Here is a 21,020-nt window from a genome sequence, read left to right as displayed (position 1 = left end):
ATACTTTTATTTGGCGGAATGCATGCATCAGCGCAAGAAGACGACTTTACGCAATATTATTTGAACCTGCCCGCTGTTAACCCAGCCTTTACGGGCGTTGACGATTTTTTCAGTATAAATGCTGGTGTAAGGGAAGGCTGGAATGATTATGGAATTCAAAACGACAATTCTTATTTCAGTTTCTTCGGGGCATTAAATACTGGAAGTCGTTCCGGGCGGAGAAATAATTCCTTGCGCACGTCTGATCCTTCTCTTTTTGAAAAGATCCAAAATGAAAATAAATTCAGAAGGCGCCATGGATTGGGCGGTATCGTTACCAGTAGGAAGGTAGGTCCCTATAAATCATTTGGCAGTTTCTTAAATTACTCCTATCATTTACCTTTAACATCCAGGCTAAGCGCCTCGTTGGGCTCCAGGGTAGGCTTTACGAATCAACGTATTGACTTTTCAGGACTTCAGGTGCGCGATGATGTAAACGACTTATTCTATCAAAGTTTACTGCTGGCGGGGCAGGGTACTCAGAATACTTTGCTGATGGACTTTGGTATGGTAGTTTATTCAAAGCGGTTCTTTCTGGGGTTCTCATCGGATAATCTATTGGCACGAATGATGAATGGCGATGGGTTATTCAGCTTGAATTCAGGCGTTCGTTACAGCGCTCAGGTAGGTGCATTTTTGCCGCTCAACGCAGAATGGATGATATCACCTGGTATTTTTACAACCTATAAAGAAGGTTATGATTTAAGGTGGGCAGCCAACCTCCGATTGAAATATAAAGACTTCATCTACGTGGGATCGGCATATGAGCCTGATCTAAAAACCTCCTTACTTTTTGGTTTAAACACAAACAGACTATCCATTAATTATGCCTATGATATGTACATGGGCGGGCTGGATAATTTTAATATAACTACCCACGAGTTGATACTGGGTATTACGGTATACAATCCCTATAAGTTAAAGCCTCGTTTCTGGTGATGGATAGAATGAAGTATTTGATTCTGCATCAATTCTTTTTTATTGCCGTACTGGTGGCAAGCGCTCAGGAACTTGATTTCAGCCAATCTGAAAGACTCCGTTCAGACATAAACTCAAATGATGAGGAGTTGTCACCACTGCTATCGCCTGATGGATCGACACTGTACTTTACAAGGGCATTTCATAGTAAAAACCTGGGCGGTAAATATGCGGGTACCGATATCTGGATTTCCCGAAAGGATGGCAATGGTAACTGGACTCCGGCAGTGAATGCAGGCAAGCCCTGGAATAATAAGCGCCCCAACGCTGTTATTGGCATGAGTCAGGACGGTAAGACAGTTTATTTACTGAATGCATACAACTATAAAAGTGGAATCTCATTTTCCAAGTTGGTCAATGGAAATTGGACCAAACCGGAGTTTGTTCCTGTACCTGGAATAAATCGCGATGACTTTGTGGGGATCTATGTACACCCTTCGTTTGAGGTGATGGTGATATCCATGAAGGGAAAAGATAGTTATGGTGAAGAGGATATCTATATAAGCTTAAAGAATCCGGCTGGTGAGTGGCTACCTCCAAAAAATCTGGGATCTTCTATAAATACATCGGGTTTTGAGATTTCCCCTTTTCTTTCAGTTGACAAATCAAAGTTATATTTTTCCAGTAATGGGCATGGAGGCCAGGGTGGCGCAGATATATTCGTAAGTGAAAGATTATACGATTCATGGGATATTTGGTCTGTGCCAAAAAATCTGGGTTCTACCATTAATACATCCGGTTTCGACTCTTATTTTTCCATTTATGCCGATACGATAGCTTATTATTCCCGTAATCATGGTGGAAAAGGAATAGACTTATTTTCCCTTAAGGTGTCTTATGTAAACAACGTATTGCCGGCAGGTTCCAGTTTTCTTTCAGAAGAAGAACTTAATCAAATATATCCTAAACGTATCTCAACCCGATTGGATTTTAACCGGGGAATCTCAAGGCTCTCCAACGATCAAAATGAAATTGTGTGGTTTGTTGCGAACCGGATATTGTCACGCACTGGATTAAAAATTTTGATTTGGATTCGTGAAGAAGAAGATAGTAAAGTAACGATTGAACGGACAAATGAAATCGTCCAGGCGTTACGGTTAGTTGGTTTAGAGCCATCGCGTGTTTTTATTTCTACTCAAAATGTTAAGCCTGAGCTAAACAGAAACGGGGGTGGTGTAATCGAAATCCTGTTGTTTAAGTAGGTGGAAAGGTTTTGTAGTAGAATTCATTTGCCAAGCCGAACATTTCTTGATCGCCCCGTGAATCACCATAGGCAATAATAGTTTCGAATTTTGCTAAATCGAATTGCGCTTTAATTCGTGTGGCTTTTTCAGGCCCATAACAATTTTTTCCAGCGTACTTGCCTGTAAGTTTATTTTCCATAACCTGAAGGAGGGTTCCTAAGCACAAAATACCCATGTCATCACACCATGGCTTCACCCAGTTTTCAGCAGATGCCGTTACTACAACAACTGTATCGTGGTTTTTTTTATGGAAGAGTAGACGCTCAATAGCCTCTTGACGAAGCATTTTTGGAATGGATTCCTTCGCAAATGCCATACACACTTGATTAAACCTTTCGATAGGTTCTTTGCTGAAAAACCATTGAAGGAGTATTTCTTTGGCTTTATTGTTGGATATTATCTTAAGTATATAGAGGATAAGAACAGGTGAAAGAAATATTAAACCAAAAAGTAATTTTGTTCGTCCATGATAATACGAAAGAAATTCTATCAGGGAGTCCTTTTGTGTCAGGGTTCCATCAAAATCAAAAAGGACAAGCTTGTTCACTTAATAATAAATGATAATGTAGAACGAAATAATCCACAAAAGTATGGTGATGAGGATAAATTTATCCTTGACCAGTATGCTGGTTGGTGATCCACTGTTTTGCTCCACCAAGGTAATTTGTAAGTAACGCATGATGCCGGCAATAACAAACACGGTTGTTGCAAAAAGATACGAACTATTGAAATGTGCAATCACTTCTGCCGACACGGTATACATAATATATGACACCACGATTACGGCAGCGAAAATGGTCAGGCAGGCGTTAATGAATTCGAGATTATAACTTGAGGATGTTTTTCGGATAACAGACGATGAGGTTGCCTGAAGAACAAGATCATCGCGCCTTTTTGCCAGCACCAAAAACAGTGAAAGCAATAGTACCATAATAGAAAGCCAATGGGAAACTTCAACCCCCGACAACACCCCACCACTATAAATGCGTATTAAAAACCCAAGCGAAACAATGAATAAATCGACAATGGGTATATTTTTCAGGCCGAAAGAATAGGCGATGTTCAGCACCAGGTAACAACTCAGCAGGATGAGGAATACAGGATTCAGTAGGTAAGAAAGCAACAAACCACTTGCTGTGAAAATTACGAGCAGGACGGTTGCGGTTGAACGGCTAACGGCTCTGGATGCCAGCGGTCTATCCTTTTTTAAGGGATGGATACGATCAACTTCAATATCTTTAAGATCGTTTAAAATATAAACGGCTGATGCAATCAGACTAAAGGCTATAATCCCCAGGATAATAATTTCCAGGCGCTCGACCTGAAAGATACTTCCTGCAAAGAAAGTTGGGATGAGTAAAAAAAGATTTTTTATCCAATGTGTAGGCCGTATTAGATGTATAATTGGCCGCATGAATTACCAGATGTTTTCCAGGTCTTCTTTCGTGTAGAGATGATTGCGGTCGTTGTATAGAGATTTCAGTTGCCTTCCGTTCAACTTTAGCGGATCTTTTGTAAAAAGCCGTGACAACCAGGCAATAGGAAGAAGAAAAATAAAAAATATCAAGCCAAGGAGAATCTTAGAATTGATCCAGCCCAGAATGTGCGCAATTTTGAGCCACACCCATTCAATTCCCTTTGCCGCAATAGGGATAAAAACGGAGACCAAGCCAATGCCTATAGCTACTTTTGCAAGGATTTGTGCCGCATTGGTAAAATCTTTTACAAATAAAACCCAGGCGATAACCAAAAACCCGGAAACAATGACCAGGATGGTTTTGTATCTGTCTTGCTTTTGCACGATGAAAATTTAGAAAAGTGTGTAAATGAATGGCGCAACAGCTGAACCACCACCAATCACCAGTAAGACTCCAATAAAGATTAGCAGTAAAATAATGGGAGTGAGCCACCACTTTTTTCGGGCAGCCATAAACTTCAGCACATCTCTGAGAAATTCCATAACCAACTGATTTTTAGACGTTCAAATATACTTTAATCCAGTGTAAATTCTTCCTTCCAGTTGTCTTTTTCTTGCCATTCCGGTTGGACCTTTTTCTCGAAAACATAATTCCCGACCACCAGATAATCCATTTCGGTGCGCATAAAACAGCGGTAGGCGTCTTCAGGTGTGCAAATGATGGGTTCGCCACGAACATTGAAACTGGTGTTTACAATGACACCATATCCTGTAAGTTTTTTGAAGGCCTCAATGAGTTGATAATATCTGGGATTTGTTTCTTTGTGCACGGTCTGAATGCGGGCAGAGAAATCAATATGTGTAATTGCCGGCATGTCGGAGCGGAGATGGTATAATTTATCTTTCAGTGAGAAAGAATTATAGCCTTCTGGTAAAGGTTTACGCCTGGATTCCAGTACTGGCTGTACCAACAACATGTAGGGCGAAGAAGATTTATGCTCGAAATATTGTGGGCAATCTTCCGCAAGAACGGAGGGGGCAAAAGGCCTGAATGATTCCCGGTATTTGATTTTTACGTTAAGCTTTCGTTGCATTTCAGCACTTCGTGGGTCACCCAAGATGCTTCTGCCACCTAACGCCCGGGGTCCAAACTCCATCCGGCCTTGCATCCAACCCACTACATTGTCTTCGGCAATTCGCTGTGCCACATACGCACACAGTTCGGAATAGTCGTTAAAGTGCTTACCCTTGGCCGCGTATTTTCGGATTACGTGTTCAGCATCCAGATCGGAGAATTCAGGCCCTAAGTATGATCCTTTCATTCCATCCATAGTTTTTGGTGCAACACGTTCTTTACCAAAATATATATGATAGGCTGCCTGTGCAGCACCCAACGCTCCTCCGGCATCACCTGCTGCAGGTTGTATAAAGATGTCGTCAAAAATGCCGGTATTGAGCAGTTTTCCGTTGGCCACGCAGTTTAAGGCAACCCCTCCGGCAAGGCACAAATGCTTTGAGCCGGTAAGGCGTTGTGCCTCTTTACCCATCAAAATAACTGCTTCTTCGGTTACGTGTTGTATCGCCAGGCCCAGGTTGCAGTGATGTGCTTCAAGCTCATCCTCAGGTTTTCGGGCTTTGAAGCCAAAAAGTTTTTCCCATTTATCTTCATGCACCATGCGAAGCCCGGTGGCATAGTTAAAGTATTCCTGATTCAGCCAAATTGATCCATCTTCCTTGATAGAAACAAGCTTTTCTTTAATGATAGCTATATAATTATTTACCTGCTCGCTGCCCGGAACGCCATATGGAGCTAAACCCATAAGTTTATATTCACCAGAATTCACCTTGAAACCAAGGAAATAAGTGAATGCCGAATACAATAATCCCAAAGAATGGGGGAACTTAAGTTCTTTTAGGATTTTAATGTCTTTTCCAGTACCGTGGCAAATGGAGGCAGTAGCCCATTCGCCTACGCCATCAATCGTCATAATAGCCGAATCCTCAAAAGGAGAGGAATAATACGCACTGGCTGCATGTGAAAGGTGGTGTTCCGGAAACAAGAGCTTAAGTTTCTTCTTATCAAAGTCCGAAATTTTTGAAAGCTCATCAAGGATCAATCGTTTGAGGAACATTTTTTCACGTAGCCACACAGGAATGGCTGTTATGAAGGATGAAACTCCTTTTGGGGCAAAGGCATAGTAGGTCTCCAGGAGGCGCTCAAATTTCAATAACGGTTTGTCGTAGAAGGCAATGGCATCCAGTTTATCAATAGTAGTGCCGGCATAATCGAGGCAGAACTTGACTGCTTGGGAGGGGAAACCCGGGTCATGTTTTTTGCGGGTAAAGCGTTCTTCCTGGGCTGCGGCTATAATTTCGCCATCTTCAATTATGGCGGCTGCAGAGTCGTGATAAAAGGCAGAAATACCAAGAATTTTCATGCGGATAAGTAGTAATTCAAATAGGTTTCGACAAGCTTCAAAGGTGATTAAAAAACGCGGAAATTTACAGAGATTCAAGGGTTTTTAGTGCGTGCAAGCATAACTTTTTTGGGGGTGTTTACGTAAGGATGACTACTTTCGAAAGCGGAACATTATATGACATAACAGGGGCTAAAAAATGCTCTATTTTGGAAAGTATGAGAATGTAGGCCTTGCATATCCTAGTCAATTTCTAATAGCTCTTATAATGGCTTAAATTTTGGTACCTTTGGTAAATAGTAACAGTTGGTTAACATGGATATTCTTTTTCTCTTAAAAGTCATTTGGAGGAAAAAGTGGTTGTGGTTAAGTATTCCAATACTGGCCAGTGGCGCAGCATATTTTTTCACTCTCAATCAGGTTCATAAGTATAGGGCATCAACTCAAATGGCCACTGGCTTTACTACGAACGATCAGGTGCATTTAAAAGAAGAGTGGTTCAATCCAAGAGATGCCGATATCAAATTCAGTAATCTATTGAATTCGATGAACGCAGGAATAGCGATTAACTTTGTTCAGTATAAATTGTTGTTGCACGATTTGGATGAAAGACAGACCCCATTTCACCAACCTGATCCAGAAAAACTTCAAACTGACAGTGCAGAGATAAAATATGTAAAAAGTTTAGTAAGTGTAATGTTGGATAGTTTAATGCCTTTATCCACTTCTTCAAAAGGCTACCCGGTTATCAGAAAATTTTTGGCTGCTTACAGTTATGATTATTTAATCGTTAAATCAAGTTTGTCAATATTCCGTATTCCAAACACTGATTTTATCCAAGTTGACTATGTTTCCGATAATCCACATCTGTCCGCATTAGCAGCCAATGCATTTTGTGAGGAATTTATCAGGTTTAATAAATCCTTAACAACGGAACGTGCCGGTGAATCTGTTGAATTTTTGGACTACCTGGTCAGGCAAAAGAAATCGGAATTGGATGAAAAGATGGAGACCCAACGTTTGTTTAAGACCAGCAACAGCCTGTTTAGTGTTGAAAAGGAAGGGGAAAATAAGTTAGCGCAGCTATCCGATCTGGAGAAACAGCGGGATGATATCCGCAGTACGCTTTACAGGATTGAACTTACCCGCGCCAACCTAACTAAACAATTAAACGGAGTAACGGGCAACCCGATTGGTACAACCGATAATCAAAAAATCATTGAATTGAGAAATGCGATCAATACATTGAATGACCGGTACATTACAGGAGGACAGGTGGATAATAAGTTAAGGGACTCTATAAGTTTTTTACGGGAACAACTGAGAATTCAAACTTTGACTAATGGATCTGGTCAAACGACTCCTACATTATCCAAAACGGATATACAAAATAGCCTTAATGAGTTAGAGGTTGAGTTTCAGGTGGCTAGAACAAACCTCAATACGGTTGAGGCAAAGATAAGAAGTTTGCAATATAGCTTTTCTGGTTATGCTTCTAAGGAAGCTAAATTAGCGGCTATTCAAAAGGAAGTGGACCTTGCTTCGCAAGAATATTTAGAGGCGGTTGCTAAATTTAATGAAGCAAAAAACAGGTTATTGGCTTCGAACACTTTACGACAGGTTTCAGCTGCATTTCCTCCACAGGACCCGTTGTCCTCAAAGCGAATTTTAATTGTAGGTTTGGCAGGTTTTAGCAGTTTTTCCATTTGTATCTTTTTTATTGTATTGCTTGAATTTCTCGATCAATCAATACGGTCAACCGATAAATTTCACTCTATTGTAAACCTGCCATTAATTGGTTCCGTCATCCGTTTGAATTTAAGCAATTTCAATATTCCGCAATTCTTCAATCAAGCCGGAAATGAAAATGGTGAGTTGTTTAAATCGATCTTGAGAAAAGTCCGACATGAAATTGTTTCGTTTAATTCTCCCGTAATTCTGGTGACAAGCGTACGGAAAAATGAGGGCAAGACTTTTTTTATTATAGCCTTATCCTATGTATTAAGTTTGGTTAATAAGCGGATATTGATTGTGGACACTAATTTTCGAAATAATGTTCTTTCTCAAATTTTACCAAAGGGGAGGGGCAAAGTAAAATCAATAGAGGACAAGCAACCGGTAATTGGGCTATTAACATCCTCTGCACAGGATAAGGGCGACCCTGAACCTGACGATACTGAAATGGCTTACGAGTTAATAACCCCCACTATTTATAAGAATATCTTTATAGTGACCAATGCCGGCAGTGGCAGTGCTTCTCCCGCTGAGATTCTAAGTGGACGGAATTTCAAAAGCTTAATCGATGGCTTTAAATCCAACTTTGATTACATCATTCTCGAAGGAGCGGCATTAAATGATTATGCCGACACTAAAGAGCTAGTTCAGTATGTTGATAAAGTGATTACTATTTTCTCTGCCCAGTCAACCATCTCTCAACAGGATCGTGAGTCAATCCAATACCTGAATTCATTGGGTAATAAGTTTGGTGGGAGTATCCTTAATCGAATTGATCCAAAAGATTATAAATTGTGATGCTTTAATCAGTTTTAATATACTGGTTAAATTCCTTCTCTTTCTCAATAAGTATGCGTTTAACAATTGCTTTGGCTGACTCAAAATCAATTAATTTATTGTCGCGGTACTCGTTGGCTTTTTGTACCACCTTTTGCAGAACTTGAACATCCGCTTTTTCCCTGAAGGGAGCACGTAGAGGCTCAACATCAAAGTCTACAGGAAAGTGTTTTTTGACTAAATTAAAAACCTGATCCGGGCTCTTAAGGTTACCCAGTTTATTTATTTCGTCCAGCAATGCATTGGCTTTAGGCTCTGTTACCCCATCAAGGGCATGAAGAAGCTGATCAAGTGTAATATCTGATTTGTGAATATCTTTTATTATATCTGAAGAAAGCTGATTTGTTTGAACCTTTATTTTTTTAATTTTTTCATTGACCTTTTTGGGAAGAAAGACAGGCTCAGTTTCCTTAAGAAGTTCATTGGCGATTATTTCAGGCGCGTACTTTTTGTACAAAATGAAGCCGATCAAAGAAAGGGTCAATAGGGTTAAAGTTAATATTAGCGCTGCCTTTTTAAGCATTTTTTTGAAGTAGGTTATTTGCAATATATGGTTCCCCCTCATTTTTAGCAAAGTTATTAATCTCGGTTATCTTTACGGAAAATCGTTTAGCGTTGGCGTCTGATAAAAGTTTGTTTCATTGGATAAATCATGGGGCGTACGCGCTCATCAATCAAGTTTCCGTAGTCTTATTAGGCTTTGCCAGTATTTTTTTCTTGGTTCGGATGATACCCCCATCAGAAGTAGGGGTTTGGGTTTTATTTACCAGCGTTGGGGGTATTCTGGAAACATTACGGATTGGTTTTATACGTACCCCTTTTGTAAGTATGCTGGTTGTTGCAAAAGAAGATGAATATTCAAAAATCATACAAAATTCCCTTATCCTTCATTTTATCCTGACTTGTGCCATAGTCATTTTGTTAAGTGTGAGTGCCGGTTTCTTGTCAAAGTTTTGGTACGCTGAAAAACTCGAACAATTGTTTTATATATATGCGGCAAATTCACTATTCCTCATAGCTTTCTTTCACTTTGAGTACTTGCTGCAAGCAAGGCTGGAGTTTAAAGCTATTTTCATAGCCAACTTCATCAGGCTGTTTATCTTTTTTGCCTACATTCTTGCCTATTATATCATTGGCAGTAGCCCTTCATTGAATGAACTGGCCCTTATCCAGGTTTGCTCAACACTAATAGCCTCATTTTTCTCATTTCAATTGTTGAAGAACAATGTGCCTACTTTTTATAGAGGGCTTTTTGATTCAAGAATCCTGTGGAAATTATTTCGATTAGGCAAATATACATTTGGCACTAATGTTAGTTCTATGCTTATTAAAAATACTGATAGTTGGATGATTGGTCGATTAATTTCTACTGCGGGAGTCGCCATGTATAATCCAGCCCTCCGTATTTCCAACATTGTAGAGGTGCCCACGCTTGCCATTGCTAATATTGTATTTCCCCAGGTAGGAAGTAAAATGAGGGATTCTGGAATTGAGGGCGTCCAGTCAATATATTATAAGTCCGTTAGCCTGATACTGGCAGTGATGCTTCCGGTAGTGCTTCCGGTTTATTTTTTGGCTGATTTTATTATACTGGCGATTTTTGGTAAGGAATACATGGATGCGGTTCCTATTCTTCAGGTTACTATATTTTATACACTTTTAGTCCCTTTTAGCAGGCAATTTGGAACGATTATGGACGCCCTTCAAATGCCCAAGCTTAATTTCTATTTATCATTGCTAATGGCTGTTATCAATATCATATTGAATTACTTTTTCCTTCAACTTTATGGTGTGATTGGCGCGGCTTACAGTACGGTTATTTCTTTCTGTTTTATTTTTATTGTGAACCAGTCAATACTCCACTATAAGTTTAAAATCAATACTTGGAAAGTTTTTTTGGAAGTAATTGCGTGGTATAGTTTCGGGTGGCGTTTTTGTAAAAATTGGATTAGTTTGAAGATACGATGAGTAATTTTTTTATCCTGATAGTACCTTGAGTAAAAAATTTACAGAAAAGGATTTGGTTAAAATATCGGTTATTGTATTTGTAATGGCCGTGTATCTATTTATGTTTTTCAAGATACTTATCCTTGAATGAAAGAGCGCATCAATACTTTTGTTATTGTATTTGCTGTTACATTCATTTCAGTAGCAGTGTCTTATTTCATGGCGACTTCAAATATTCTGGTTGGCCCGTTAGTCATTCTTGGGGTATTTGGCTTTTTTATTTTTATGGGTATTATCTATGACTTTAGTTTTGGGGTTTATATACTTTTTCTTTTGGGAACCTTTATGTTTTATGTCTCCCGCCTTATTCCGGCACCTATTCCATTTGGAATATTTTATGATGCATTGGTTGTGATAACTTTTGCGGGAATTTTTTTGAATGTAAAGCAAACAAAAGAGTGGACAAATTTTAATAATGTTTTTACGTTTTTCTTCGTCATTATTACAGCTTATCAACTTTTACAGCTATTTAACCCCAATGCTGTATCTATAAGTGGGTGGCTGGTGTCCATGAGAAACAATACCTCGCTATTGCTTTACATTACTTTTTTTCAACTTTTTATATCCCTTAAAAACATAAGGTATTTTACAATTCTTTGGCTTGGTGTGGCAGTGATTGTTGCCCTTTACGGAATTTATCAGGAGGTTTTTGGTTTAACTGCCTTTGAGTGGAGATGGATTTTTGAAGCCCCTGGACGATTTGAGCTTTTTTATGTATGGGGCAGCATGAGAAAGTTTTCTTTTCTTTCCGATCCTGCTGCTTATGGAATGTTCCTGTCCTTTAGTGGGTTAGCGTTTGTTGCTTTGGCCTTTGGTCCATATAAAGGGCATTGGAAATTTGTTTTCATTTTAACTTCGCTTGTTGTATTTGTAGCCATGCTTTATTCTGGGACCAGAACAGCGACCGCCATGGTAGCGGTTGGGCTTTTGCTTTTGATTTTAATGAATATCAACAGTACAAAAGTCATCTTATTTGCCATGGCTATTGTATTCGCTGGCGGAATTATTTTCTTCGGACCATTTTATAGTGCCGAAATAATCCGGCTCCGTTCTACATTTACGCCTTCCGAAGATGCATCCATGGGGGTAAGGGATTATAAGCGGTTGAGATTCCAAAACTATATTCGTACCCACCCTATTGGTGGCGGGTTAATGACCACAGGAACAAGTGGGCTTCAGTATTCACCGGGTCATCCGTTGGCCGAAGGGTGGGATCCGGATAGTGGGTATCTTGCAACAGCGTTGGAGCTTGGGTGGATTGGATTAATTATATTTATAGCTTTCTTTGCAGTTGTGATGATCAAGGGGATAATTAACCATTTTTCAATTGCCGATCCGTTTCTTAAAAACATGAATTTGGTATACACTATGCCATTCTTTGCGTTATCTGTCGGGCATTTTACCCAGCACGCCATGTTTTCAAGGCCGGCAAATCTTATTGTTATTGCTACTTATGCCCTGTTAATTCGGTTACCCCAATTTGATCGATTAAACTCTGATACAATCAAAAAAGTATGAAAACTATACAATACTTAACCCTTATGCTAGTGCTTGGTTGGGATGCTACACAAGCACAAAACGTTGATTACAACAAGATCATCTTACCTGACCGGGTTCAAAGCCAGGACTTTGGTGAGAAATTAGTTCAGCTCGCATGGAAAAACCATCCAAAAAATGAGATATTAAAGCGCGAGTTGTTGATCGCTCAATACCAGGTTGGTCGTTCTGCGGCCGATTGGATGGATTTGATAACTATACAGGGAAACCTAAACGAAATAAACATAAAGGGTGCCGATCCTAATTTTCCGGTTTTTTTTCCCCGTTATAATTTTGGCTTAATAATACCTTTGGGCGTTTTTGTGACTAATCCAAACGAGACCAAACAAAATAAGCAAAGATTATTGATTGCTCAGGATGAAATAAATGCGCAAAAACTGGAGATACGGAGAGTGGTACTAAAGGCATACAATGAATACTTGATGCGCGAACGAATCTTTAAAATCCAATCGCAACAGTTTTCGGATATTGAAAGTAATTTTAAATTGGTTGAACAACGCTTTAAAAATGGAGAAATAACGTTTGAGCTTTATACGGCAAGCCAAACAGACCTTAACCGTGCCTCAATTCTTTTACTGGAATCTGATCGTGATTACAAAAATGCCAAACTCGATCTTGAGCAATTGATTGGTGTTAGACTTGAAGATGTAATGTAATTACAAAATAGTATTTCTAAGTGCAACAGAAATTTTTGAGTAGTATATTTACCTCTTAAAAGTTTACTTTTTCTTAGTTGAGTATTAGAAAAATTTAATCTCAGTATTGCTGAATTGAGTTTATTTTCAACCCCCTTAAAACCCTTTCCCTGTATTAAATGAGTTCACTTGTTGTTAAAGATACTAGTTCCAATAGACGCGGCTGGATTGATTATGCAAGGGGCTTTGTCATTATATATGTCGTCTACAGGCACGCTTTAACGGGTTTGCTTAATTCCGGTGTTAACATAAAAAATGCTATTTACCTGGTTCAAGAATCAAGTATGCCTGTTTTTTTTATCGTTTCGGGTATATTCATTTATTCGAGTGCACTTAAAAGAGGGTTGGATACATTCGTTCGTTTTAAGTTCGAGTCTTTAATGTATCCCTATTTTGTGTGGGCATTTATTCATCTTACTATTCAAATATTATTTAACTATTTCTCTAATTCGGATAAAGATGTTTCTTATTATGTGTATTTAATTACTTATCCGAGAGCTATCGATCAATTTTGGTATTTATACACACTGTTTGCTGCTATGCTGCTTTTTGCGGTGGTGAACTTTAAACTTTTAAAGTTTAATATTTTTGCGAATGTAATTCTTGCTGTGGTACTTTATTTTTTGTCTTTTTATATCCACACTAATTATTTCGCCATACATGACGTATTTTTCTATTACATATTTTTGGTTTTTGGTTTTTTAATAGCGGGCACTATTCTACATAGTAATGGTAGTTTCTTTTCGGGAAGGTGGCTGTATTATGTGTTGCCGGTTTTTGTGTTATTGCAAATTTATTGGGCCCGTGAATACCCAAATGTCCACTTTGTTATCGATCTGGATTATGTGGGGTTTATAGTGTTTGTGCCAATCACAATTATTGGTACTATGGTTTTGTTTTTTATCTCTTATAAACTTGATCAGTGGAAATTTTTGAAAGTAATACAATACATCGGAAGTCATTCCCTATACATTTATATCATGCATTTGATTTTTGCAGGGGCGATTCGTGTTATGTTATTGAGGTTTTTCCCATCAATGCCCTCAATAGTTGTGCTTCTCTTAATTATAATAGGCGGAGTGCTGATCCCTGTCCTCTGTTATAATGTACTAATAAAGTTGAGATTAAACGGATTGTTCACCCCGCCTGCTGGCATCAAGCGATTTATTTATTTCGGCAGTAAACCTCAATAGTACCAGGATAGACAATTCGTGGTGCCTCAAAAGTATCAAGTAATTGATAATTCTCTTTGAGTTTTTCTCTGATTGCGAACGGGTAAAAATTGTTAAGAGTTGGTATATATTCGAATAGTACGAGGTCGTAATATTGATCGCTTATTCGGGATTGAAAGTACTGCAGTTCCCGCTCAAACATTCCAACACCGAGGTGAAACCACAGGGGTCCTTTTTCAAGTTTAAAATTTGCATCATGGGCCAGCGGGGTAAGCTCTGACATATTTAGAATAACAGGTTCTTTCTCACTTCTTATTTTATCAATTAGGGGCATTAAACGATCCAAACCTTTAACGGTACTTTCTGGCATCCGAATGTGCTGAAAGGAGGGTAAGGATGATTTTTTCCAGGTGGATAGATCTGCATAGTAGTTGCATTCTGCAGGCTGCAGGATATAAGTATTTATAGAGATAATGGATTTGTCGGTAGCTACTGGTGTGACCCTTGCCAGGATTTTGTCAGCATATTTCCAGTATTTTTCTGACCACCATAAACTTATAAGAATAGTTAAGGATACGAATGCAATACGTGACTGAAACCAGCTTGTTTTCTGTAATTGAATCAAAATAAAGGCACACGAGAAGGCATGGAAAAAAAAGTTGTTATCCTTGGGTACATAGCTTGTAACCTGATAGATCATAGCTTGAACAAGAATGCCGACCACAAGCAGTGTAAATAAAAAATCCCTTTGAGTTATGCCTTGTTGATGCCATTTTATATAAAAAAGTAGAAGTACGACCAAAAAGTAAAATTTCTCCCATCGTGATTCTTCCATGTTAATCCTGAGAAGATCATGAATTGCTATACGTGCATAATGTGGTGGTTGGCCGAAGTTGAACCAGTAGACGAAATCATACTGCAGAAATGGAAGTATAAAGGCTAGGAAAAACACAATAAGAGATATTGTAAAAATAAGGGTAGGTTTAACGGTGCGCGATTGATACGAATGTACCGTAACAATTATCAAACCTATGAGCAATGCCAGGCCTCCACCATCTTGCTTGGTAAAAAAAGCCACTGTAAAAAATAAAGAGGAGCTTATCAGCATAATCCAGGATTTTTTTTCTTCTAGATTTTTCAGATAATGAAACAGAAAACCAAAGGCAAGGAGTTGAAAAATGATAACCGTATGATTGTACTGGGGCCAATACAATCCAAGAATAAACGTTAGTGAAAAAATAACTAAACTGAGGAACCTCGTGTAAAAAGTGGCCTCATTGTTCACCAGTATCCATCGGAATGCAACGCCTGAAACAATGTTCATAAATGCCTGTGCCTTAACTAAAGTAAAGAGCGTTGGCCCAAAGAGCTTAAAGAAAAGGGCCGGTATCAGCCACGAGCATACCCCCATGGGTATGCCGAAATCCTTGTAGGGTAGTTCTCCCAGGTAAAGCCGGTAAGCCCCTTCCCAGATCATGTACAGGTTTATTTGGTATGACAAATCAAAAAATAAGGGAAATAACGAACAGCCGATTATAGGTAGTAATTCGATGGTAAGAGGGATCCATTTTTTCATATCATCGCAGGCTATGGATTGTGAAACTTAAAAGGTTTAGTGCGATCGAATAAATAACGAAGGATTTGAATAACCACTTGGGAACAACTGGATAACTAAGGGCAATAAGAATCAAGAGTGCCGGAAAAAAATCAAGCGAAAAGCGTTGCGTATTCACCTGCATCCAGCCATTGTTATGATAAAGTAGAATACTCGAAAGAATCAATACGATCGTACTCCAAAATGCAATTTTAAACTTAGTTTCTTGCTGTGCCTTAAAAGCAAAAATTATAAATGGTGAAGCAGCTAGAATTGAGGTTCCATATTGGTCGATACCAGCTACCTGCAAATTCATACTACCTGCAAAGAGCAAGTTATGTCCCTTTACCAGCAAATGGTAGAAATTATAGAGAAAGTACTTGGTGCTAAATAGCCCATATTCGTTTATTCTTTCCTGGATGGGCGCTGCATAAATCAAATATTGGTAACCGGTATCAAAAGGATTATGAAACCTTAAATGGTTAAGCACAAAATAGGGTATTACACAAACAAAAGCTGTCATAAAAGCGACAGCGATATTCCGGATCGCAATTTTTTTATTAGGTTCATCTACATAAAAAAAGTATAGGATAAGAATTCCATAAAAAACGGTCATTTGCCGGGTTAAGAAAGCCAGCGCCAAAAGTACACCTACAATAAGTGCCCTCTTTTTTCCATGTAACTCAAGTAGCAGCATCAGCAACAGACAAATACAAACCACATGGGCGAAGCCATTAATGTGGTCGCTGGTAAGTACTACCCACCAATACCCACTGCCAAAAAAGAATCCAAGAAATACCCAAAGCTTATCAGTTGAATCCCCAATTAACTTAATCAACAACTGGTACAAAAGATACATGCTTAAACAGGAAATCACCAGGCTTAAAAAGATTGTGTTTACTGCGTTACCGAACATGGCTACCAAAGGTGTTACCAGAACAGCAGGGAATGGGGGAAAGCAAACGAAATACTTGCCCTCAAATACTGAGGCATCCCAAAAGTAGCTATCGATATTGAGGTTACCTTTAAGGAAGGCCTCAGCCTGCATGATGGCAAGATTTGAGTTGTAATCGCTTTTTAGTACTACGGGAATATGAAAGAGCAGGTAAGCGGAAAAAATTAAAATCCAATGTCGCCAGTTCAGGTTTTGAAAAGATAAAATTTCGTGCATGAATTGCTTCATAAACAAAGAATTAAAGCGTAACTATCGGTGTTAAAGTTATGGGATTTTAATAGAATGACGAGTGATTTTATTACAAATTGGAACAATTACCCGCTGGCAAAGTCAAAAGTTTCATCGCCTGTATTTGCCGGGGATTTTAGTGCTCAGTTGGCTGATACTTCTCCTTTCATAGTTCGTGGTAATGGCCGCTGTTATGGCGATGCATCACTTGCGCCCTCCATAACCAGTACCCTCAAGTTCAACAGGATTATTAATTTCGATGAAAGTAAGGGGATCATCACCTGTCAAAGCGGTTTATTGCTATCCGATATTTTAGACGTGATTATGCCCAGGGGTTGGTTTTTACCAGTTACTCCGGGCACCCGGTTTATAACCGTTGGTGGGGCCGTTGCTTCGGATGTGCATGGTAAGAATCACCATAAGGATGGGTCATTTTCACAGCACGTAATTTCATTAAAAATCCTGACGCCCAAAGGAGAAATTATTTCCTGCAATGCATCTGAGAACAGTGAGTACTTTTGGTTTACCTGTGGTGGAATGGGGCTCACCGGAATTATACTTGAGGTAACATTTTCATTAAAAAGAATCGAAACTGGTTATATCAGGCAGGTACAAATAAAATCGGGAGGATTGGATGAAGTGCTGGATCTTTTCGAACAATATAGTCATTACACTTATTCAGTGGCATGGATCGATTGCCTGAAAACAGGTGCTAATTTTGGACGTAGCATTCTTATGTTAGGTGAACATGCTTCAGTTCCTGAATTAAAGAGTGCCAGGCATGCATTTCCGAAAAAATCAAAAACACTTTCAGTACCCTTTAACTTTCCATCTTTTGTGTTGAATGGACTGTCAGTAAAGGCTTTCAATTCTTTCTTCTATGCAAAGAATTATAAGAAGGAGATGCATTCAATGGCTACCTGTGAAAGTTTCTTCTACCCATTGGATGCTATTTTGCATTGGAACAGGATTTATGGAAAACGTGGATTTGTTCAATACCAATTTGTAATTCCCAAGGAACGGGGAAAAGAGGGGGTGCGCAATATCCTTAATCGCATAAGCAGCAAAGGTTGGGGTTCATTTTTAGCGGTGCTTAAACTTTTCGGAACGCAGCAAGGCCCAATTTCTTTCAATATGGAGGGATATACACTGGCACTGGACATCCCTATTAATGATAGGCTTTTTTCTTTTTTGGATGAACTTGACCTAATGGTTAAGGATTATGGCGGCCGTATTTATTTAACAAAGGATGCCCGTATGAAAGCCGAAATTTTCCACAGCACATATCCCCATGCATCAAATTTTGTATCCTTTTTAAGGAAGATTGACCCAGAAAGAAAAATTGTATCCTCGCTTTCCAGGCGACTTGAAATTAAATAGTTATTATGAAAAGAGTACTTATACTTGGTGCTTCCTCCGAGGTGGCCCTGGCTTTGGCAGATCAATTGGCTGCAAAATCGTGTGAATTGATTTTGGCTGCGCGAAACAGTGAGCGGTTAGCTGCCGTAAAAAGTGATTTAACAATTCGGTTCGGTATCAAGGTTAACCTGGCTGAATTTGACGCTTTACAACCCGCTACGCATAAGAAATTTTATGAAAATCTTGACCCCAAACCCGACACCGTAATTTGTGTTTTCGGTTATTTGGGTGATCATACCAGGGCAATAATTGATTGGGAAGAAAGTGCTAAAATTGTAATGTCGAATTACGTTGGGGCAGTTTCTATTTTAAATGTAATTGCCAACGATTTTGAAAAGCGGGCAGAAGGTATCATTGTGGGTATAAGCTCTGTAGCCGGAGAACGTGGCCGACAGAGTAATTATTTATATGGAAGTGCAAAAGCAGGTTTTTCGGCTTACCTGTCTGGTTTAAGAAATAGACTTTTTAAAAACGGTGTGCAGGTAATTACTGTAAAACCCGGTTTCATGAAAACACGGATGCTTGGGAACATGAAAACTTCTCCTTTCCTGACAGCCCAACCCGACAAGGCTGCTTCATTGATTATCCGGGCAATGGAACGTAAAAGAGATGTTGTGTATGTTTTGCCCACCTGGAAGTGGGTTATGCTCATGATCAGAAATATACCGGAGTTCGTTTTTAAAAGACTTAAGCTTTAAGAACTCAAAAATCGTTTTCAATTTATCTTAGAAATAGAAAGGGATCGCAGGTCAAAGCCCACGAGGAATATTAGATTATAGGCTTCTGACTATTTCTTTCTGAAAGTTATAAACTCTTTAGAGATCAGGTGCTTGGCCGGCCACCAATAAAAGGAAGTGTTGGCAAACAGGCTGATTTTATTAAGCTTGGTATGACTGTACCGGAACTCTTGCTCAACGGGTAATGGCTCCAAAAATTTCATTAGCTTTTTGTGGGTCATGTGATTCAGCTCCAGGTATTCCTGCACCAGATCATATTGGCCAAGGGTAGTCTGGTTTCGTTTCCGGATCATGTTCACCAGCATTTCTTGAGGCATGTATTGCAGCCACGGTACATTGATGATACGTTGCATATGACTGGCGTATGGCCCTTCCCAGGGTGGATAGCTAAAATAAAGCAAGCCTCCTCTTTTCAAATTTCGGTTTACCAGGATGTCGAGAATTCCCGGAATCCAGTCCGGTTTAATGTGCTCAATCACATCGTTGAGGATGATTACATCGTATTCCTTATCAATAGGATTCTCGATTATATTTTTTTGTGAAAACGTTACCTTGTCAGTGGGATATTTTTTCAGCAAGGCAAAGGCTACTTCAATATGTTTTTCATCAATATCATAGCCGTCTACAAGGGCGCCTAAGTTATTGGCCATCCAGATGCTCATGCCCCCAACGCCACAACCAAAGTCCATCACGGTCTTTCCGTTGAAGTCAAAATGTTTTTTCAAAAGCTTTTTATCAATGTCAAGATGTCCGCCCTGGTCGAGCAAGGTTTCTTCTGCGTACTTGATGCCGTCTTGTATTCTATCCTGGTGTGTAACTTTTACTGAACTCATTGAGTATGGAAATATTTATAATTTGAACTATAGAAATAAACGTTGTTTGAATTAGTGTACAGGATTTAATGCTTGCGAAACCAGGGGTGTTAATTTTTCAGCTATGATTTTGTTGCCTGCTTTGGTAACATGACAGAAATCAATGTAGATATATTCCTGGCCATCAAAGGCAGTGGTAAAGTCGTATATCCACGGATGATCTTTTTCCCTGATCAGTTCCTGAAGTTCGTGGTAAACAAAGCGAAAATTTTCTCCCAACTCTTCGTGCAGTTGAAGGTGCTCCACCCGTGGTGAACCGATATAGGAAACGGGTTGCAAAACAGCTATAAATTTTCCGCCCCGGCTGGTAACCAGTTCATGGGCCATTTCCCAGTTTGCCATGAGCATGCTTGCAACACTTCGTCCTTTATCAGAGTCCAGGCAATTGTATAGCGAAGGTTTTTCATCACCCGTATTTTGACGATACTGGATAAGCAGTAAAATATTTTTAGTGAACAGGTTATTCAGTACGGTTAAAATCACTTGTTTGCCACCGCCATAAATCTTTTTTTGAAATAACGGTATTAGCCGGTGACCGGGAAGTTCCTGAATTTCTTCAGGACATAGAAAAGCAGCATCGTTTACACCATCGTAAAAAATAACAAGGTCTGCTTTTTCACCTTTGGCATATATCGAAATTAAAGCATCCAGGTTTTGCCGGGAGTTATACGCAAGCTGGGCGTGGTTGACCACCGTGCCCGTGTTGATTTGGTGATGGATAAGTGCCGGTATGGTGTTCGCATCGTCCGATCCTTCGCCCCACAGGGTAGAACCGCCAAAGAAATGAATGGCCGGTGTTGGTGATGCACCAGCCGGGGGTGTATGTACTCTGTGTCCATGCTCATCAATCGTTAAGGTTTTACCCGCATAGGGAAGCATTTGCCATTCGGCAAAGGGCTTGTAACGATGGGCTGTAGCATGATAGTCATCAAAAATAAGTTTAGCATACGCATGGTCATCGTTATAACCGGGAAGTAAATGCCTTTTTTCAGCTCCTATTTTCCCCAAATAAATTCCCACTGCCCAGTTGGTGATGACCAGCAGCATCAAGAAGACAAATACACTTATGGAAAGACTCTTGAGATAAGAAAGTATTTTTTTCATGCGCGAGTTTGCCC

The 21,020-nt window shown here is 39.4% G+C and carries 19 protein-coding genes; 9 read left to right on the top strand and 10 right to left on the bottom strand.

From position 1 onward, the window contains the following. Nucleotides 1–18 precede the first annotated feature (18 nt). Both KIT51_13315 and KIT51_13310 read left to right on the top strand, forming a co-directional pair. Entirely contained in the window at nt 19–978 is a 960-nt protein-coding gene (locus KIT51_13315; GenBank protein UYN85841.1) for a PorP/SprF family type IX secretion system membrane protein, read from the top strand. Continuing rightward, entirely contained in the window at nt 978–2,219 is a 1,242-nt protein-coding gene (locus KIT51_13310; protein UYN85840.1) for a PD40 domain-containing protein, read from the top strand. The genes KIT51_13315 and KIT51_13310 overlap by 1 nt, the downstream gene beginning before the upstream one ends. On the opposite strand, the gene KIT51_13305 is transcribed toward KIT51_13310, so the two are convergent. From KIT51_13305 to KIT51_13285, 5 genes are read right to left on the bottom strand one after another with little or no spacing between them, the layout of a single operon-like run. After that, nucleotides 2,212–2,808: a haloacid dehalogenase-like hydrolase gene (locus KIT51_13305; GenBank protein ID UYN85839.1), complete on the bottom strand. Its 597-nt coding sequence runs from the start codon at nt 2,806–2,808 to the stop codon at nt 2,212–2,214. The genes KIT51_13310 and KIT51_13305 overlap by 8 nt on opposite strands. Next, nucleotides 2,809–3,675, bottom strand: coding sequence for a UbiA prenyltransferase family protein (locus KIT51_13300; protein ID UYN85838.1), 867 nt, complete (start codon nt 3,673–3,675; stop codon nt 2,809–2,811). It lies immediately after the preceding gene. 3 nt (nt 3,676–3,678) lie between these two features. Next, on the bottom strand, nt 3,679–4,062 hold the full coding sequence (locus KIT51_13295) for a hypothetical protein (GenBank protein UYN85837.1): 384 nt from the start codon (nt 4,060–4,062) through the stop codon (nt 3,679–3,681). 9 nt (nt 4,063–4,071) lie between these two features. Beyond that, a complete protein-coding gene (locus KIT51_13290) occupies nt 4,072–4,221 on the bottom strand; it encodes a hypothetical protein (GenBank protein ID UYN85836.1) in 150 nt (49 codons plus the stop codon). Nucleotides 4,222–4,253: 32 nt separating this feature from the next. Beyond that, nucleotides 4,254–6,116, bottom strand: coding sequence for a carbamoyltransferase (locus tag KIT51_13285; GenBank protein ID UYN85835.1), 1,863 nt, complete (start codon nt 6,114–6,116; stop codon nt 4,254–4,256). A 294-nt stretch (nt 6,117–6,410) separates the two neighbouring features. Here KIT51_13285 and KIT51_13280 point away from each other — a divergent pair, with 294 nt between their 5' ends. Then, nucleotides 6,411–8,627: a hypothetical protein gene (locus KIT51_13280; protein ID UYN85834.1), complete on the top strand. Its 2,217-nt coding sequence runs from the start codon at nt 6,411–6,413 to the stop codon at nt 8,625–8,627. 4 nt (nt 8,628–8,631) lie between these two features. Here KIT51_13280 and KIT51_13275 read toward each other — a convergent pair whose 3' ends face one another. Beyond that, entirely contained in the window at nt 8,632–9,189 is a 558-nt protein-coding gene (locus tag KIT51_13275; protein ID UYN85833.1) for a hypothetical protein, read from the bottom strand. 203 nt (nt 9,190–9,392) lie between these two features. On the opposite strand from KIT51_13275, the gene KIT51_13270 reads away from it, so the two are divergent. From KIT51_13270 to KIT51_13255, 4 genes are all read left to right on the top strand, one after another. Then, nucleotides 9,393–10,634: a flippase gene (locus KIT51_13270; GenBank protein ID UYN85832.1), complete on the top strand. Its 1,242-nt coding sequence runs from the start codon at nt 9,393–9,395 to the stop codon at nt 10,632–10,634. 126 nt (nt 10,635–10,760) lie between these two features. Further along, nucleotides 10,761–12,191 carry an O-antigen ligase family protein gene (locus tag KIT51_13265; protein ID UYN85831.1) on the top strand — a complete coding sequence of 477 codons (1,431 nt, stop codon included), beginning with the start codon at nt 10,761–10,763 and terminating at the stop codon, nt 12,189–12,191. After that, the gene (locus tag KIT51_13260; protein ID UYN85830.1) at nt 12,188–12,886 is read left to right on the top strand and encodes a TolC family protein; all 699 of its coding nucleotides are present in this window, start codon (nt 12,188–12,190) and stop codon (nt 12,884–12,886) included. The genes KIT51_13265 and KIT51_13260 overlap by 4 nt, the downstream gene beginning before the upstream one ends. A gap of 158 nt (nt 12,887–13,044) precedes the next feature. Continuing rightward, on the top strand, nt 13,045–14,118 hold the full coding sequence (locus KIT51_13255; GenBank protein ID UYN85829.1) for an acyltransferase: 1,074 nt from the start codon (nt 13,045–13,047) through the stop codon (nt 14,116–14,118). Here the strand turns inward: KIT51_13255 and KIT51_13250 are convergent. Together KIT51_13250 and KIT51_13245 are read right to left on the bottom strand one after the other, a co-directional pair. Then, entirely contained in the window at nt 14,090–15,673 is a 1,584-nt protein-coding gene (locus tag KIT51_13250) for a hypothetical protein (protein ID UYN85828.1), read from the bottom strand. The genes KIT51_13255 and KIT51_13250 overlap by 29 nt on opposite strands. Nucleotide 15,674: 1 nt before the next feature. Next, complete coding sequence (locus KIT51_13245; protein UYN85827.1) at nt 15,675–16,874, bottom strand: glycosyltransferase family 39 protein; 1,200 nt, start codon at nt 16,872–16,874, stop codon at nt 15,675–15,677. A 54-nt stretch (nt 16,875–16,928) separates the two neighbouring features. Between KIT51_13245 and KIT51_13240 the strand changes: the two genes are divergently transcribed. Further along, nucleotides 16,929–18,254 (top strand): FAD-binding oxidoreductase, encoded by a 1,326-nt coding sequence (locus KIT51_13240; GenBank protein UYN85826.1) that lies wholly within the window; start codon nt 16,929–16,931, stop codon nt 18,252–18,254. Between the two features lie 5 nt (nt 18,255–18,259). Then, on the top strand, nt 18,260–18,991 hold the full coding sequence (locus tag KIT51_13235) for an SDR family oxidoreductase (GenBank protein UYN85825.1): 732 nt from the start codon (nt 18,260–18,262) through the stop codon (nt 18,989–18,991). Nucleotides 18,992–19,080: 89 nt separating this feature from the next. Here KIT51_13235 and KIT51_13230 read toward each other — a convergent pair whose 3' ends face one another. Then, nucleotides 19,081–19,863, bottom strand: coding sequence for a methyltransferase domain-containing protein (locus KIT51_13230; protein UYN85824.1), 783 nt, complete (start codon nt 19,861–19,863; stop codon nt 19,081–19,083). A gap of 51 nt (nt 19,864–19,914) precedes the next feature. Then, nucleotides 19,915–21,006, bottom strand: a complete 1,092-nt coding sequence (locus tag KIT51_13225) for an SGNH/GDSL hydrolase family protein (protein UYN85823.1) — start codon at nt 21,004–21,006, stop codon at nt 19,915–19,917. Between the last annotated feature and the right edge of the window lie 14 nt (nt 21,007–21,020).

It is taken from the genome of Cyclobacteriaceae bacterium, assembly GCA_025808415.1.
Classification (GTDB): Bacteria; Bacteroidota; Bacteroidia; order Cytophagales; family Cyclobacteriaceae; genus UBA2336.
The sequence above is the reverse complement of the archived record's forward strand: the minus strand, read 5'-3'. Positions and strand labels throughout refer to the sequence as shown.

Coding starts and splice junctions, on each gene's coding strand:
- KIT51_13290 (UYN85836.1), bottom strand. CDS start 4,221: ATGGAATTTCTCAGAGATGTGCTGAAGTTTATGGCTGCCCGAAAAAAG.
- KIT51_13240 (UYN85826.1), top strand. CDS start 16,929: ATGACGAGTGATTTTATTACAAATTGGAACAATTACCCGCTGGCAAAG.
- KIT51_13250 (UYN85828.1), bottom strand. CDS start 15,673: ATGAAAAAATGGATCCCTCTTACCATCGAATTACTACCTATAATCGGC.
- KIT51_13270 (UYN85832.1), top strand. CDS start 9,393: ATGATACCCCCATCAGAAGTAGGGGTTTGGGTTTTATTTACCAGCGTT.
- KIT51_13230 (UYN85824.1), bottom strand. CDS start 19,863: ATGAGTTCAGTAAAAGTTACACACCAGGATAGAATACAAGACGGCATC.
- KIT51_13245 (UYN85827.1), bottom strand. CDS start 16,874: ATGAAGCAATTCATGCACGAAATTTTATCTTTTCAAAACCTGAACTGG.
- KIT51_13280 (UYN85834.1), top strand. CDS start 6,411: ATGGATATTCTTTTTCTCTTAAAAGTCATTTGGAGGAAAAAGTGGTTG.
- KIT51_13275 (UYN85833.1), bottom strand. CDS start 9,189: ATGCTTAAAAAGGCAGCGCTAATATTAACTTTAACCCTATTGACCCTT.
- KIT51_13300 (UYN85838.1), bottom strand. CDS start 3,675: ATGCGGCCAATTATACATCTAATACGGCCTACACATTGGATAAAAAAT.
- KIT51_13265 (UYN85831.1), top strand. CDS start 10,761: ATGAAAGAGCGCATCAATACTTTTGTTATTGTATTTGCTGTTACATTC.
- KIT51_13285 (UYN85835.1), bottom strand. CDS start 6,116: ATGAAAATTCTTGGTATTTCTGCCTTTTATCACGACTCTGCAGCCGCC.
- KIT51_13310 (UYN85840.1), top strand. CDS start 978: ATGGATAGAATGAAGTATTTGATTCTGCATCAATTCTTTTTTATTGCC.
- KIT51_13315 (UYN85841.1), top strand. CDS start 19: ATGCATGCATCAGCGCAAGAAGACGACTTTACGCAATATTATTTGAAC.
- KIT51_13225 (UYN85823.1), bottom strand. CDS start 21,006: ATGAAAAAAATACTTTCTTATCTCAAGAGTCTTTCCATAAGTGTATTT.
- KIT51_13235 (UYN85825.1), top strand. CDS start 18,260: ATGAAAAGAGTACTTATACTTGGTGCTTCCTCCGAGGTGGCCCTGGCT.
- KIT51_13260 (UYN85830.1), top strand. CDS start 12,188: ATGAAAACTATACAATACTTAACCCTTATGCTAGTGCTTGGTTGGGAT.
- KIT51_13255 (UYN85829.1), top strand. CDS start 13,045: ATGAGTTCACTTGTTGTTAAAGATACTAGTTCCAATAGACGCGGCTGG.